Source organism: Congregibacter variabilis, assembly GCF_045689235.1.
GTDB lineage: Bacteria > Pseudomonadota > Gammaproteobacteria > Pseudomonadales > Halieaceae > Congregibacter > Congregibacter variabilis.
The window spans coordinates 137,248-151,327 of sequence record NZ_CP136864.1 but is presented as its reverse complement, the minus strand read 5'-3'; the positions used below and the strand labels follow the sequence as shown (position 1 = coordinate 151,327).

Genomic DNA, 14,080 nt, shown 5'->3' with positions numbered 1-14,080 from the left:
TGCGATTTCAGTACGATGAATTGTTGCGCGCCGCTCGATTTGCACTACAAGTACGGTCGCTGCCACCATTCAAACTTGCACATAATCCGCACCCAAGACTGAGTTTATTGGTGACCCAATGACCGATAGTCAATTGAGGCTCTTGTGACAACTTTTCAATGATGTAGTCAGCGCGCTGACTTGATAGCCTTGCATTGTGATTACACGCTTGTTACGCGCACTTTCAGGGGAATACGAAGAATGAACACAGGTACCGGTAACGTAGATAAGCAAGAAAAACAAACAACACGCGCTAGAGTGCCAGGTGCCGTCGCAACATTCGCCCCCCTCGTAGGCAAGTTCGCTGACGCGAATATTGAGGGACTTCACTATCTAATGGACAGCCTCAGTAAATCGCGCTTAGAGATTGGGCAGATGAGCTTCCTTCTGAGTATCGCTAAAGCTGGCGCCGAAGGCATCAATATGTCAGATCTAACAGAGCAGCTAGGCGTGGATCCAAGCTTTGTCAGTCGCAACGCTGGGGTATTCGGCCTACCCAAGATGACCAATCCGCTTGTAGAGAAGAGCATTGACTACACGAATCCGAAGAGCCGCTTGCTCAAGCTGACCGCGCATGGAGAAGAGTTGCTGGGTACCTATGTTGCAGTGTCGTGCGGGATCGCTAGATACAATCACATCAGGAAGGACGTAGAGCCGAACTGGAAGCCGCAGCCCTGTCTGCTGTGCGATAGCTAATTAGCCGTAGCCCTAAAAGCCCCCAGAACGTCTTCAGACGCGCCTAGATCGTCGAGGCACGCAAGCATAGCCGAAGCTGACAAGCCTCGGCTTAGAGGTGAGGGCGGTCTTTGGGGGTAGCGCTCGGTGGGGCAGACCAGAGGAAGCTAGCTAGCGGCGCCGGGGCATCGCACCAGAGTTCGACCAGGCGGGGGAACGTCAGAAGTGGCCGCACCTTTTAAAAAACTGGCTGGTGTTCCCTTGCAGCCAAAGAAATTTTAGTATCCCCGGTCATATCGAGTGGCGAATAGGTGCATTTGTGGATTTCAAAAGGCTTGTAGTTCGTGCGTCGATCACGATCGCGGTGTTTGTAGCTCTCGGTTCAATCGGCGGCATTCCCTCCGACTACCCCGTTAGCTTTCGCAATTATGCTATTGGATTCCGAGTCACTTGGGGCGGGTCGTCCGATATTCCGTTTATCTCACTAATTGTTTTTGCGGCTTTGACGTTCGCTTTTTTCTTCCTTTGCGAGTTTTTTACGGCGGCTTCTAATAGTGAGTCCACGCTCCGCGATCAATTTCGCAACCTGACATTGTGGTACGCGGAATTACCAAATAAACAACGATGGATAGTCCTATCCGTTAGTGTGTTTCTCTCACTTTTCCCTGTGATTGGCTGGTCTATCTTCTTATGGTGGCTACTTCCACTGACTATTTATCTTGAGTTCAAGCGTCCGTAAGCATCCGTTCCGTCGGTGTTCGTTTAGATAGCGGTTAGTTCCTCCAAAGCCTCGCGGACCAGATTGTCGAGCGTACTGTGTGCCTCGCTCGTCGACAGAGTGCCGATTAGTGGCGCGGCCTTGCTGGGTAGCGAGAGTAAATTGAGTCGACCAATGGTTGGTTCACAAATAAATACTCCAGTCTTACTATGCTAATGTTGAGTGGGATACGCCATTCTTCCAGAATGTTTTACCAGCAGGTTTTGAAACAGGAGAGTTTCAAGTTGTTTGACAAGTTCAAGCGCAGTTCTGCGGCGGCTAGGCTTTTAGAAGAAGCGCTCTATGAGCAAGTGGTTAACGAGCTTTCTCAGAGCAAAAAACGAAATGGATTATGGGCAAAAGCACTTGCTGACTCTGGCGGCTCCGAAGACAAGGCCAAATCGCTTTACATTCGATACCGGGTGCAATCCTTGAAAGATGAATCCGAAATGGCTGAAGCCATTGCAGAACAGGAAGAGCATCAACGTAGGCAGGAAGAGTGGCAGCGTAAAAATGCTCCAATAATCGAACGCAAAAAGAGAGTCGATGCAGCAGAGGCGATATTAAGGTCGAAAGGCTACAAACTTGTATCAAAAGGCACGTTTTGGGTAATCAAAGAGCCCGCGGGTGGTCGACAACGAATCGGGAGCCTAGCTGAACTTGAGGAATATGCTATCTCGCGAAAACGATGATGCCAAAGCGTACGTCTGATTTCACCAGAATGAATCCGCCCTCGAAGGTTAAGCAGTCAGAAGCCTTCAAGTTATTGCAAAGCCTCACGGACCACATTGTCCGTATGTAGTTTTAACGCTACCTAGAACGGCAACCTAAAGTAAATTTCAACTGGTGTTCTCTGGCGAGATTCGGAGACTCTGCGCCCCGTCCTGCTCAAATCTCAGCTAGGACCCGCAATCATTGCTCAGGCCGGCGGTTCAATTCCGCGTGGCTCTAGCAATTTTATCATTAGATTACAATTTTTTGGCGAGCTGCCAGAAGCCCGTGTAACCACTATGTCACCAGCGAGCTAAATCAATCAGTCAGCCACAAATCGACGCCATTTGTACTGATGCGTTTTTGGCCGTGCTTACCCGATGTGGGTCCGTTACTCAGAATCTGATCGCTTCTCCATTGCTTCAAGTAGCTCGCGATGACGGCGTTCTTCTTCTTGCTTTTGCTCATTCTCTTTTTTCGACTCCGCATACGCGTTGAGCAACCCCAGAACTACGCCTAAAGCGATTGCCGTATACATCGTATCCGAAAACGTCCAGCCGTTTGCACCAATTGATTCTCTATAACGGTCGAGGGTCGTTTTTGGAGCCTGGATGTATTCGTTGTAAAACCATAGGACAAAGGGAATGGAGATGGCTATCCAGACTGGCGATGACCAGAATAGAATGCGTTGCCACAGAGGGGCTTTTTGAGTCGTTTTTTGGCCTGGTGCTACAGCGCGATTCTCCACTCCCCATTCAATACCGTCGATGCCGAGATTGCCTGTCTGGTCTCCAGTTGTTGTCGCTGCAATGTCCGATTGTAAATACCGGACAGCCGGCTCGACGATTTTCGTGTCAACTCTCTGATCTTCCGCAATGTTAAAGGAAGAAAATTTTTTTGCGCTACTGACGCCCCCGCATTTCGGACAGACCTTTATCTTAGCAATGAGCTTCTTTCCGCACGTGTCGCACTTATATACTTTCAAAGCTTAGCCTCTTTTTTTGTCTAGCCTGGCGCGCGTCGATTGAATTGCCATTCTTAGTGAACGGCTCTAATTTTTGCTCTGAAGACGATGAGATTTCCAGCTAACCTATCACTGCTCCAGCATCGCTTAACCATCATTGGCGAGAATTCTTAACTCTTCGAGCGAAAGCGGCGGGGACTCAGAGTGAGCCAACTCGTGGCAGTTAGCGCAGAGCACAGCGAGGTCTTGGAGCGTTGTCTGCCGCTCCCCCTCAGCTAACGGAAAAAGGTGATGAACGTGCAGCTGCCGGTCCGCCGTTGGAACAAAGTCGCAGGCTTGGCATTGTTTTCCGTAGTGCCTAAGGGCTAGCTTCCTGTAGTAGCTTGATCGCTCTATCTGTGAGAGTTCAACGGTGCGTCGGCCACCCTCAGTTAGCTTAATTTTCCAATCATCTAAAAATCGTCGCGGCACAAAACCGGAGAGCTTTGACGCTCTAGGGTCCATCACATACACATGACAGACCGCATCAGGCTTACGCAACCCACGGCCTATCCCTTGCCGCATTCGCCTGACTGCTTCGTTGCGCATATTGATGTAGCTTGACTCTACGTGCTCATCTAATACAGTAGGCGCAGCATAAGGAACCCGTGGGATGACGATCGCACGCCAATGGACTGGCGTATCAAGTCCAGCCCAAGCCCCTGCCGCAATCAATAAGTCGTCATCCATACGTGAGACAGCATCAGCGGTCGTCTCTTCAGCAGTTCGTACTGTGGCTCCGTCTATCGCGAGCTCAAGAGACAGCGTGTGACTAGGGGTAATTACCAAACATGGACGTTCAACATCTAGCAAAGTCGCTTTCACTGTATCGATCCATTCATCTGAACCTACGGCATGTTCGCCATCAAACGAAAAGCGCAGCGTACCGTGACGCTCAGGCTCTATAGACGCGGATAAACGACTCTCTAATCCAATCCCAAGAGCGGACTTGAAGTCGTTGAATTTGCCAGCAATTGAAAGGGTGGCGGAGACAAAAGCAACGTTGCCTCGGTTTGCAATTTTTTTGAGCAATCTACCCGGCAAGCGATGGAATAATGCTGCAGCCCCATCATCCGTCATACCCGCCGCGTGATACCACGCGGGCTCCTCGATAGCCTCCAGTATCATCTTCGCAGCGGCGCGTATTTCGGGTGCCACAATTGCTCGCTTGGACAGGATGGCCTCAGCGACGCCCTGTGCGGTCGTCTGCTTAATTCCCAACAGGCCGATATCGTTCGCTGCGATCTCCCGGTCTGATTGTAGGGCGGCCACTCCAGGCAACTGGTCAGCTTCATCGAATAATATGTAGTCGCGTTCAATTACACCGTTGTACTCGCCCCCCAATCGCTGATCGATGATGACGCTGGCACTGGTGCACAAAAGTACTTGGGCATCTTTCGCGACGGCGCGATGCTCAAGGTATTCATTTCTATCATCAAAGAATCTAGCTGGCTTAAACGCTACAACACTGGCCTGCCCTTGAGTGGCATGAAGATCCTTCGATTCGAGTAGCTGTTGAATCAATTGGTGTGTGGGCAACACTATAGCTACACGGCGGCCCGAATCTATTAATGGCCGCAGGTAAGCACGGGTTTTACCTAGACCTGTTCCGCCCTCAAGTAACAGCGGCGCGTCGAGCTCCAGCATATGCTGCGACACGATGCGGGAAAAATTAGCCTGCTCTTTTGATCTAAACTGACTCTGCATATTCAACTTACAACCCCCGACTCTATACGTTTCTCGTGGTCTTTCCTGCACTGGTCAGCTTTTTTAGGGACACACCCGAACCAGATTTCAAGCAGATGCGATGCACCCAGATTCCAGAAGTTCATGTGTTTTTCTCATCGACACAAAAGCATCTGACTTAACAACCACCCTAAGCTGGGGTGGCTTTTCAAAGCTTGAACTAGAGTAAAAACTTGAACAGTTTTAGTAACCACCCAAATCAAGGGTGGCTTCAGCGGCTCAAGCATACGATCAATGGCTAAAGCAATTTTAGTAACCACCCAAATCAAGGGTGGCTTCAGCACTAGAGAAGAACGTACTGAGCACTCTCTAGTTTTAGTAACCACCCAAATCAAGGGTGGCTTCAGCAAAGTAATCCAATGGGTGTTCGTGCTTCTTGTTTTAGTAACCACCCAAATCAAGGGTGGCTTCAGCTAAGTTGGGTGTAGCGACCCTCCCACACCTGTTTTAGTAACCACCCAAATCAAGGGTGGCTTCAGCAGCTATTGAGTTCTGGATGAAGCTTGAGGAGTTTTAGTAACCACCCAAATCAAGGGTGGCTTCAGCTGGTCAGACGTAACCTAATGATTGCAATAACAAAACTCCGTTGCCGGCTCAAAAAAACTGCGCGGCGCCCTCCGCAATATCAAAGTCTGTGACCTTCGCAGGCTCATAGCTGCCTACGCTCACTCGCTTGAAAAGCAACCCATTACGGTAAAAATCAAACGTACCCGATATCTCACCACAGCCGCGGGCCGCCTGCGCCCCCAACTTTGGATCAAGTGATAGCGCATCGAGGCCCCGCAGTAGCAACTCGATATCTCTATCAGTGTCGCGTTCTATAACTAGCTTACCGTGCAGTTCTAAGCCCGCCGGCAACGCGTGATGCTCCAGAATCGTGCGGCTACTGTTTTGCATGTCGCCCATTAGTGCCTCGTATTTCTCTTGCAGGCGCTCAGCTGCTTCGATTTGAGTTTTGATCTCAGCGATATCGTCGCCCGCTTTTTCAGATTTTTTCAAACGCGCCTTAAGCGTCTTAACTAGCTTCGACGCTTCAGCACGCTTGTTGTTGGATTCCGATCGGTTAGCGAACGACTCTCGATCCGCCTCGTTGAGCAAGTTGAAAGCCTGTTCGCTATCGTCCAGATCTTTACGGGTGCCGCTAAAGACATCAGGCAGTACATTCACACTTGGGAGAAAGTGACTGACCCGAAGGCGGGACTTGATACCGAGGCCGCTTCCAAATAGGTCAAGAATCGGGCTGCTCGCGCGCTGCGCTTGCAACGCAACAAGATCAATGTCGCCTGATGCTTGCTCTGACGCAGCGTCTTGGCCAATCAGCTCAGCATAAGCTTTAGGCAATCGGTAAGGCGAGCCTGCCTCAGCCGCGGCCTGCATATCAGGCAGCACAGCTGCCCTTCGCAAATATCCGCGAAGTGTAGACGCCGGCAAGTACCCCGTTTGAAGTTTGTTTCCATCCTCATCCACTCCCCGCGTCATAACAGGAAACTGGCCCCACTTATTGGCGCGTCCACCCTCTGGAACGGGCATCGCTATCGATAGGGGGCCCTCAGTGTTTAATACAGCTTTAACCACCAACATTACGTCCACTCCTTCCTGTGCGTCAGGTAACTAACAAGAATCCATGCCCAAACGTTTTGGCTGTACTTCCGACGCCATGAACGAGGGCTTTGTGAAAAATATCTGGATCAATAACTTTAAGAACACCCACAAAATCAGTGCTGTCGACTGAAAAGCGACGACCTTTTCCATTGTCAATTGTCGCAATATCCGGGACACAATGGACGGTCATGACCTCAAACCCGAGCTGTGAGCCTTTACGCCTCAACCAATCATGCCGTGCGCGCCAGTCACTTAAATCAAAATACCGGTGCTTACCCTTTACTTTCTTGCTACATGAGGCGCGCAACTCGAAGGCTAAAACATCGCCTGCTTGCCGTTCGACAATAGGCCGACTGTCGGCATCGATCGCAGCTGCGGTGCGAACTATTAGCTTATCGGTCGCGTCAACGAAGATCGCGGACTCCCCATTCGTCAATCCCATTACGAGACGATGCAGCGCATATCCACCCAGCGTAGCGGGTTTACTGATCACGTACTCAAGCGGCATTTTGTTTTTTCAGCTGACTGGACATGATTCGTTGGTAAGCAGGTGAAGAGTCTCCTGGTGGCTGCGTCCAATCAAACGACTGCACGCCAGCTGGCGTACAGATCCGAACCGCACGAAGGTCTGCAGTTATAAAAAGCTTATCAATGCTTAATGGTTTTTTATCAAAGACCAGTAGCATCATCGGCTCGCCATCCCAGTTTTCCAATTCCTTTGCAAATGCTTCGTAGCGCGTTATGTCTGAATACTCCAGGCCCTCCGTCGCCAGCTTTAGCTGCACGGTACCCCTACCAGCCTTTACCACTGCCCAGCCGGAAGCGAGGCGGCCAGAGGTCCCCTTAGCTAGCTTATGACTCGATGACAGGCAGCGCTGAGCAGCTTCATGCGGCTCGCCTTGCTGCGTGACCAGGTGTCGACCAAAGTGTGCGTTAAAGAATTCATACGTATTCATAGGGGAAGCTCTGGTGCGAAGCAGATAGCGCGATTTGCGGGATGCCAATAGGCGGGCCGCCATGCGGCGTCGACCTTGATGCTTTCTTTGTCGCCCTCAAAGAGTTCCACCGGGACGGGACGCAATGGCTCACCCATAACGCCTGTGACCCCGTCCAAGTCACCCTCTTCGACCGACCAGGAATCCACTTCACCAAAACCGCTGGCCCTGCGTTTACCAATAAAGCTGACGGGTTGCAGCAGCCGGTCGATCTCTTCGCCATCGCCCTCGCAAAACCAACATATCTCGTCTGCAGAAATGACGGAATAGCTATTCATCACCGCTCCGAAATCTCTACGCCGCGTTCTACCTAACTTTGTGTGTAGATTTTTGCCGCTCTTGTTCTTGGCAATTAGGATGGGATCGAGCGCGTGATCAGCTCTTAGGTTAGCCACAAAACTAATTCGATCTTTTTCAACGGGCTCAATAATCGCTGCACTGGCGTGAAAAAGATCGTTACTCGATCGAACCGGAACAGAGGTATGCGCTAGCTCGACATTCTGACATTGATCAAAGATCACCGCCGCGAGCAGCGCGTCCAGAGTCCAGTAACTACCATTCGAAACAAACGGCGTTCGCAGCTTCGCGGTAACTGTAAGCCTGTCCATTGAGTTGTCTCGTGACAGCCCGAAAAACCAAAAGAGGCTAAAAGTGTCACAATAAATGCATGAGGGATCAGAATTACACTCGCTTTCATTATCGAATGCAAGTGGCCGTAATAAGGTGACTATCATCATCCTGCATGCCTGCCTAACCACCGCATTCCTTTAATCATCGCTCATAGAGCGGAATGCTGCGCGCACCTCTGCGCTGTGCTCGTGCGGGGGCAGACCTGCTTTCACATCTATTCAATCGTAGAGAGCAGTCAATCTCTCGGTGTGGACATCTCGATAGGGATCTGCCGCTTCTCGATGTAGCTGTCTAATCGTTGAGCAGAGCCGGCTGTAGTCCGTGGGTGCTATAACTAGGAATCCATTTGGTTGCGATTGGAGAAGACCTACTTAACTATTTACGTTGCCACTCCGATTTTCTGCATTTCTCCGAGGATGATGTGCGTCCGAAGATCATTTGACCAATAGACCTGCAGTCTTCCTACAAAGCCGGCACGTGTGCGCATCAAATGCGTTGTCGTAGGTTTTCGTCATGATCGCCTCCTAGACTTTCGCCGCCTGAATCAGCTCAATCGCTTTTGCACGGTGGGGAGCAGTCAATTCAAGAAAAAGCGCACTGTGGTCCCCGTGGCCGTCGATGTTCGGGTTTGAGTTGACTACCGGATCCGATAGGTTGGCCTGACACTCGGTCAGGAATGCCGCGCGATCGGGACTAAATACACAGTGGCGAACCACTTCTTTAACCTTGCCGTACTGTTCTGTAATGGTGTCCATAACAATCTCCTTAATGGATTGGGTATTGATAAATCAAAGCGTTCTTACCTGACCGAAAATGGGCGTAATGCACTGTCGGTCTTTTTGTTGCGATACCACGGCACCCGCAACTGCGTTTGCTAGGTCATCGTGTAAACCTGGGGGGTGATCAATCGAATCGCGGCCACTGCGTGATGTGCGCCGTTCAAGGTTGGCAAACTGACGCGCCAGCTTGTCCACCGGGGGCAATTCAACTTCGCCGGCGTTGAGCATGGCCAGCGTGTCGATGTACAACTCGCTGCGATTCTTGGCGCTGTAGTTGTAGCGCACGCCATGACGCGAAAACTCATTAGCCACCCACTGGCCGGCATACTTGTCGCCGCCCACTACCTGAATGCGGTATTGCTGCAAAATCTTGCAATACTCACTCACCACGCTGGCGGGGTTGGTTCGGGTGCGCTCTGTGACTAAATCAACAATGACGGTATCGCGCTCGCGGTGACAGATAGCCAATGAGAAGCCATCAGGGCCGCCACCAGAGGGATCAGCAAACGCGGTGTACTTGATGCCCGGTGCTGGCGGTAATACCGCAGGCTCGGAACGTGTAAGGCTGTCCAGTAGCACCGGGTCAATGAAGCTCTGAATATCACTGCGAAACTCAGCGCCGTATTCCGATGCCGCTGCTACGGGGTCACGGTCTTTTGCAGCATCAACCACACGCTGTGGTAGTCCAGGGTTCATCGTGCGTGATGGCGCCTGTGCGACCAATACAGGGCTGTCTGTGGCGAAGTGCCGGCGGTAGTTGTGCCAAAGCTCACCACGCTTTGCATACGGTGATGACAAAGCAATCAACGGGCCGTTGAGGGTTGCCAGTGCCGGGCGCAATGCTGCAATGATTTCGCTGTCTGGATTGGCTGACTCATCACTGCGCCAGAATGCAATCTCATCACACAGCACAGCACGCAAGGTGTAGCCGCGAACACTGCGGAAGGAGGCCGCTGCAATCTCAATCACGCACCGATTGGATAGCTCAAGGCTTTCACGATCCTGCCGTACAATCAGCCGCTTCAGCATGGGATTGGATTCCATCAAGCCGACGATGTACCGCATAAGGCTGCGTGATTGTTTGCGGTCTGCGGCAATGCACATCACCGTTGCCACTTCGCCCGGCGATAGCTTTGGGGCGTGGTCTCTAAAGCAAGCCTCATAGACCGCCAGAAGGGCCGCTATCTGCGTTTTACCGCCACGCCTACCGATGGCCTGCCATAGCTCATCGTGTGGACCTGCGGGCTTGTCACGGCCTGTCAGCTCATGCCACACCACAGCCTGCTCATCGGTAAGGGGTAAGCCATAAAAGCCAGCCAGTAGGACGCGCCACGCTTCAAAGGATGGCCCACGGAATTGCTTGCCGAATAGCTGCGGGTCAGTCATCAAGTCAATGATGGTGATACCGCCCATTAGGCTACCCGCGCCTTGATGAAATCGTTAAGGCTTGGAACGTCACGCGCTACGCGCTCAAGGCCCAGCTTGGCAAGGATGCCTTGCAGGCTATTGGCAGCTTGTACCCATTTGCCTACGTCAAACTCATCGCCCTGGGCTAGTGAACGCTCCTGCTCCCGTAGCCAGAACTCAAGCCACAGGGCGCGCTCGACTAGACTGCGCTGTGCATAGCTGAGCCCATCCTCACCGCCAAGATCGTCCGTCATCGTGCGCCAGCGTGTGCGCATCTCTTGGGCGATCCCGGTGCGACCATCGAGCTTCGCTATCCAGTTCGGTTCGAAGGCTGTAGTGGGCTGGGGTGCCTTGCTATTCATGGGCTATACCGCGCCTAATTGCCGTCTAGTGTGCATGATAATGTGCATGGTCTATTATACTTTCGTAAGTATATGATTTACAAACACTATATTTATTAAGGCGGGGGATTGTATATCTCTTTTTGGGACCGGATCGAAGGGTACCCCCCAAAAAAAGCCCGAAAATCGCGACGATTTCTAAGCGTGCCCCAAAGGCTCAACTACCAGCAGTTTTACAAAATCAATCACTTCAGCCGGTGACTCAAAAGCCACCACAGTCCACTCAGACAGCGCGTGCATATACACAGCGGCCTGTCGGGTCTCAGGGCACCAAAGGGCCAACATATCCGTATCGTTGACCAGGACGTTATCTAGGGCGCCTGCACTAATCTCTGACGGCAGCGTTAGGGAGTGCACAGTCATCGCCAGCCCGCCTCGTAAGCATCCATCGTGTAAAACTCCCTGTCCTCAATTACAGCGGGCTGAGTGGATCGCACCACCCGCCCAATGGCCCGCACGATCTGGCTATCCTGACGCCGCATATAACGCAGACACTCTGTTTCTTTGAACTTGTTCTGCTTTATGTTGAAGGCCAGCCAATACTTGCGCTCGTCTTTCATAATGCCGGGGCCAACCACCACAAGGTTGCGGAAATGGGTGCCATCCTTTTGCTGATCGCGCACGATGCGCCAGGGCTTGGGTAGGTTTTTCATTGTGCGCTCTCCTTGATTCTCTTCGCGTCAAGCAAGTCAACAAGCCGCTGCTGACCATCGGCAGACATGGCCATGAACTTTGTGAGCATCGAACGCACAAGCTCCGTCTGTTCGCCCCAGTCATAGCCTTTCATCAAATCGTTTGCGGTTACTGCCTGTCGGCGTTGCTGTGATGTATTGGGATTCATGCTCATGGGTCAATCTCCGTTACAGGGTTGTGGGTGGTTCTTTGTCTTGCCGCTGTCGCGGCACCCCTTCGGGGGCGTTTGCGTTTGCGCATAAACTCCCCCTTTAGGGGGCGCAAAGGCGCAAAGGCGCAAAGCACTGTTTATGCGGGTTTCAGGGGGTCGTTTTTTCTTTGCGCAAGGGCCACACGCGCAAAGGACTGTCAAACTACCTGTACCCCTTGTGTTTACTGGTTTGCGCCTTTGGATGCGCAAAGAATGCGCAAGCGCAAAGGGGGTCATTGCACCAATTCCCGGTGAATTTCTACGCCGGCTGTTTTGCTACGCCGTACACGCCAGATGCGATAAGTCTTTGCACCCACGTGGCCGATTGCAGCGGCACTGGGGTCGTAATTGTCTATATGCAGCAAGGGCAACATTTCCAGGCGCTTCCGCACTTGCTGGTCAGACTTAACGCCAAACACAGCAGCCAAGCGGCCATAGTGGTCTGTCAGCCGCAGCGGCCAGGTAGGCTCATCATCGAAGTGTTTAAGAATGTCGCTAGGGCCAATTTCTACGCCGCCATCGTCGGGGCGTTTCTGCAAATCAACAGGCATGGGCACACCCACTGATTCAAAGACTGTCGCACCATCTTCATCTGTGGCCGCAAAGGATGCTGACTGCAATCGAAACCAGCGGGCCTTGTCTGATGGCAGGCCATAGTTTTGCTTGCCGTCATCCAGCCGCACGTAGCTTGTGCGCGTGCCATCCTCAATCAGTAGGTTCTTTTCTTCCCTGGGCGTCATGCGGGTCAGTAGGGCGTTTCTGCGTGCCGCATTAATGACCGCCGTTGCCCCTCTGGATGCACCATCAACATCGCCGGCCTCTGCGCCTTTCTTTACGTGATGGGCGACCATCAACGCCAGGTTGTACTTTAAGGCTAGCCCGCGTAGATGGTCCATGACCTGCTCCATCTCGCCGTTCGCGTTTTCATTCACGTTATGCAGTGACACCAGTGGGTCGCATCCCAGCGCCGCAATGCCGTTTGCAGCGCAGTACGTGCTGACTTGATTCAAAGCATCACTGGCACTTATGTCGCCACTGGCGTCCATTAGGCACAGCTTTAGGCTAGTGTGCAGTTTGCTGATGATGTGCAGGTTCTTTGCTAGCAGTTCACGCTCTGCGCTGGTTAGCTGGTAAAGCTGAATAATGCCGCGCAGCCGCAGCTCAACCTCTAGCCGGTCATCCTCGTTATTAAGCAGCAGCACCGGCAAAGGCTTTACCGTGCGCCCATCAGCGATATCTAGCAGATCGCGTCCAATCGCCAGTGATGCAAATACCACCAACTTCCAGACTGACTTGCCAACGCCGCCAGGGCCGGTAATCACTGACACTTGCGTTCGCAGCATCCAATCGCCCAGTAGGCGTGAACGTGCACACAGCGGCCTTTGAAGCAGGTTTGATGCAGGCTGCCACACAGTGAGATTTACCGATTCAGGCTTGCCGCCCAATTGCTGCTGTTTTGAGCGCGCCTTTCTGATGGTGCGCTGCCGATAATCTGGCCGCGTTGTCCACTTGTCGCGCATACCCAGCGCGCTCTGATCAAAAATGCGCTCCATCTGTTCCGGGCGAAAGCCGCAGCCCCAACCAATAGCATCAGCCAAGCCTAAATCGGCAGCACTGTGGTCGCCGTTATAGGCGCTGATATCACCGTCATCGAATAGCTTTGCAAACTTGGCACCCTGTTTGCTTTTGCGAATGCGCGCAATCACGTGGGCATCGGATAACTCTTCGCCGGTAGGCTCTACAATCACAGCAGGGGCATCATTAGCGCCTGCCTTTGTTTGCGAATGCTTTGCCAGTTCTTCTATGAAGGACTCCATGAAAAACGGCTCAACGGTTCTGATAGCGCCCTGGGGCATCTCTGCGGCACTCATAGCGCGTGCCCCGTTACCGTCATATAGCGGGCGCTGTCGTACATCTCCAACTCTTTCATGTTCGGCGGGTGGTATTTGTTTTTTGCGCCTTCTGGCAATTGTCCACGGATAAACTGGCGAACACCGTTACCGCTGGGGGATAGCTCTGTGTAGCTGTCTGAAAAAAGCCAGGGCTTCGCCGCTTCGACAGTGCAGCCATCAAAATCAAGGGCGACCATGCCCAGCGATTGCGTTAAAACGATGCCGACACCGCTGGCCCATCCTTCGCTGTAGGCGCTGACCGCATCAGTAATGGGCGACCACGTGGCTGGATTGGTGCTGCTGGCCTTGCACCTCTGTGGCGTGTACGGCACCTTTGTCCATTTGCCTTTGTCAGTAAGTTCGTATTTCCACAGCACCCAATGGTCGGCTTGGGTTAATTCGCTGGGGAAGTTTTCAAATATTGGGCGCAGTGGCACAGGCGCGCTATTTTGCATCGGGGATAAAATCGCCATATCAATCTCTCGCAGAATTGGCCTTAAAAAACAGTGCTTTTGACCAGTATTTCTTTTGCGCAGGCTGATTTTTTGGTACAATCAAAG

Annotated in this window: 16 protein-coding genes and 1 CRISPR repeat array; of the genes, 2 read left to right on the top strand and 14 right to left on the bottom strand. The window is 52.2% G+C overall.

Features of this window, described 5'->3' with window-relative positions:
• The first annotated feature begins 240 nt into the window (after positions 1-240).
• Together R0135_RS00625 and R0135_RS00620 are read left to right on the top strand one after the other, a co-directional pair.
• Positions 241-735, top strand: a complete 495-nt coding sequence (locus tag R0135_RS00625; RefSeq protein ID WP_407348331.1) for a hypothetical protein — start codon at positions 241-243, stop codon at positions 733-735.
• Between the two features lie 981 nt (positions 736-1,716).
• Positions 1,717-2,163 carry a hypothetical protein gene (locus R0135_RS00620; protein ID WP_407348330.1) on the top strand — a complete coding sequence of 149 codons (447 nt, stop codon included), beginning with the start codon at positions 1,717-1,719 and terminating at the stop codon, positions 2,161-2,163.
• A gap of 410 nt (positions 2,164-2,573) precedes the next feature.
• On the opposite strand, the gene R0135_RS00615 is transcribed toward R0135_RS00620, so the two are convergent.
• The 14 genes from R0135_RS00615 to R0135_RS00550 all read right to left on the bottom strand — a co-directional run bounded on the left by R0135_RS00615 (position 2,574) and on the right by R0135_RS00550 (position 14,074).
• The gene (locus R0135_RS00615; protein ID WP_407348329.1) at positions 2,574-3,167 is read right to left on the bottom strand and encodes a hypothetical protein; all 594 of its coding nucleotides are present in this window, start codon (positions 3,165-3,167) and stop codon (positions 2,574-2,576) included.
• A gap of 126 nt (positions 3,168-3,293) precedes the next feature.
• On the bottom strand, positions 3,294-4,892 hold the full coding sequence (locus R0135_RS00610; protein WP_407349855.1) for a DEAD/DEAH box helicase: 1,599 nt from the start codon (positions 4,890-4,892) through the stop codon (positions 3,294-3,296).
• 219 nt (positions 4,893-5,111) lie between these two features.
• Positions 5,112-5,477: a CRISPR direct-repeat array (repeat unit 36 nt; unit sequence GTTTTAGTAACCACCCAAATCAAGGGTGGCTTCAGC).
• Positions 5,478-5,525: 48 nt separating this feature from the next.
• A complete protein-coding gene (locus R0135_RS00605; RefSeq protein WP_407348328.1) occupies positions 5,526-6,512 on the bottom strand; it encodes an RAMP superfamily CRISPR-associated protein in 987 nt (328 codons plus the stop codon).
• Positions 6,513-6,534: 22 nt separating this feature from the next.
• Positions 6,535-7,041, bottom strand: coding sequence for a type I-E CRISPR-associated protein Cas6/Cse3/CasE (locus R0135_RS00600; protein WP_407348327.1), 507 nt, complete (start codon positions 7,039-7,041; stop codon positions 6,535-6,537).
• Positions 7,031-7,489 carry a hypothetical protein gene (locus R0135_RS00595; RefSeq protein ID WP_407348326.1) on the bottom strand — a complete coding sequence of 153 codons (459 nt, stop codon included), beginning with the start codon at positions 7,487-7,489 and terminating at the stop codon, positions 7,031-7,033. The genes R0135_RS00600 and R0135_RS00595 overlap by 11 nt, the downstream gene beginning before the upstream one ends.
• A complete protein-coding gene (locus R0135_RS00590; RefSeq protein WP_407348325.1) occupies positions 7,486-8,136 on the bottom strand; it encodes a hypothetical protein in 651 nt (216 codons plus the stop codon). The genes R0135_RS00595 and R0135_RS00590 overlap by 4 nt, the downstream gene beginning before the upstream one ends.
• A gap of 546 nt (positions 8,137-8,682) precedes the next feature.
• The gene (locus R0135_RS00585) at positions 8,683-8,913 is read right to left on the bottom strand and encodes a hypothetical protein (RefSeq protein ID WP_407348324.1); all 231 of its coding nucleotides are present in this window, start codon (positions 8,911-8,913) and stop codon (positions 8,683-8,685) included.
• Between the two features lie 33 nt (positions 8,914-8,946).
• Positions 8,947-10,350: a hypothetical protein gene (locus tag R0135_RS00580; protein WP_407348323.1), complete on the bottom strand. Its 1,404-nt coding sequence runs from the start codon at positions 10,348-10,350 to the stop codon at positions 8,947-8,949.
• On the bottom strand, positions 10,350-10,706 hold the full coding sequence (locus R0135_RS00575; RefSeq protein ID WP_407348322.1) for a hypothetical protein: 357 nt from the start codon (positions 10,704-10,706) through the stop codon (positions 10,350-10,352). Before R0135_RS00575 ends, R0135_RS00580 begins: the two co-directional genes overlap by 1 nt.
• Before the next feature lie 177 nt (positions 10,707-10,883).
• Complete coding sequence (locus R0135_RS00570) at positions 10,884-11,108, bottom strand: hypothetical protein (protein ID WP_407348321.1); 225 nt, start codon at positions 11,106-11,108, stop codon at positions 10,884-10,886.
• Positions 11,105-11,398 (bottom strand): hypothetical protein, encoded by a 294-nt coding sequence (locus tag R0135_RS00565; RefSeq protein WP_407348320.1) that lies wholly within the window; start codon positions 11,396-11,398, stop codon positions 11,105-11,107. Before R0135_RS00565 ends, R0135_RS00570 begins: the two co-directional genes overlap by 4 nt.
• Positions 11,395-11,592 carry a hypothetical protein gene (locus tag R0135_RS00560; RefSeq protein WP_407348319.1) on the bottom strand — a complete coding sequence of 66 codons (198 nt, stop codon included), beginning with the start codon at positions 11,590-11,592 and terminating at the stop codon, positions 11,395-11,397. The genes R0135_RS00565 and R0135_RS00560 overlap by 4 nt, the downstream gene beginning before the upstream one ends.
• Before the next feature lie 269 nt (positions 11,593-11,861).
• Positions 11,862-13,499 (bottom strand): AAA family ATPase, encoded by a 1,638-nt coding sequence (locus R0135_RS00555; RefSeq protein WP_407348318.1) that lies wholly within the window; start codon positions 13,497-13,499, stop codon positions 11,862-11,864.
• Positions 13,496-14,074: a hypothetical protein gene (locus R0135_RS00550; protein WP_407348317.1), complete on the bottom strand. Its 579-nt coding sequence runs from the start codon at positions 14,072-14,074 to the stop codon at positions 13,496-13,498. Before R0135_RS00550 ends, R0135_RS00555 begins: the two co-directional genes overlap by 4 nt.
• Positions 14,075-14,080 lie beyond the last annotated feature (6 nt).

What these genes read in the sequence shown, in the direction of transcription:
- R0135_RS00625 (WP_407348331.1), top strand. Translation starts at nt 241, where the DNA reads ATGAACACAGGTACCGGTAACGTAGATAAGCAAGAAAAACAAACAACA.
- R0135_RS00610 (WP_407349855.1), bottom strand. Translation starts at nt 4,892, where the DNA reads ATGCAGAGTCAGTTTAGATCAAAAGAGCAGGCTAATTTTTCCCGCATC.
- R0135_RS00605 (WP_407348328.1), bottom strand. Translation starts at nt 6,512, where the DNA reads ATGTTGGTGGTTAAAGCTGTATTAAACACTGAGGGCCCCCTATCGATA.
- R0135_RS00600 (WP_407348327.1), bottom strand. Translation starts at nt 7,041, where the DNA reads ATGCCGCTTGAGTACGTGATCAGTAAACCCGCTACGCTGGGTGGATAT.
- R0135_RS00595 (WP_407348326.1), bottom strand. Translation starts at nt 7,489, where the DNA reads ATGAATACGTATGAATTCTTTAACGCACACTTTGGTCGACACCTGGTC.
- R0135_RS00590 (WP_407348325.1), bottom strand. Translation starts at nt 8,136, where the DNA reads ATGGACAGGCTTACAGTTACCGCGAAGCTGCGAACGCCGTTTGTTTCG.
- R0135_RS00585 (WP_407348324.1), bottom strand. Translation starts at nt 8,913, where the DNA reads ATGGACACCATTACAGAACAGTACGGCAAGGTTAAAGAAGTGGTTCGC.
- R0135_RS00580 (WP_407348323.1), bottom strand. Translation starts at nt 10,350, where the DNA reads ATGGGCGGTATCACCATCATTGACTTGATGACTGACCCGCAGCTATTC.
- R0135_RS00575 (WP_407348322.1), bottom strand. Translation starts at nt 10,706, where the DNA reads ATGAATAGCAAGGCACCCCAGCCCACTACAGCCTTCGAACCGAACTGG.
- R0135_RS00570 (WP_407348321.1), bottom strand. Translation starts at nt 11,108, where the DNA reads ATGACTGTGCACTCCCTAACGCTGCCGTCAGAGATTAGTGCAGGCGCC.
- R0135_RS00565 (WP_407348320.1), bottom strand. Translation starts at nt 11,398, where the DNA reads ATGAAAAACCTACCCAAGCCCTGGCGCATCGTGCGCGATCAGCAAAAG.
- R0135_RS00560 (WP_407348319.1), bottom strand. Translation starts at nt 11,592, where the DNA reads ATGAGCATGAATCCCAATACATCACAGCAACGCCGACAGGCAGTAACC.
- R0135_RS00555 (WP_407348318.1), bottom strand. Translation starts at nt 13,499, where the DNA reads ATGAGTGCCGCAGAGATGCCCCAGGGCGCTATCAGAACCGTTGAGCCG.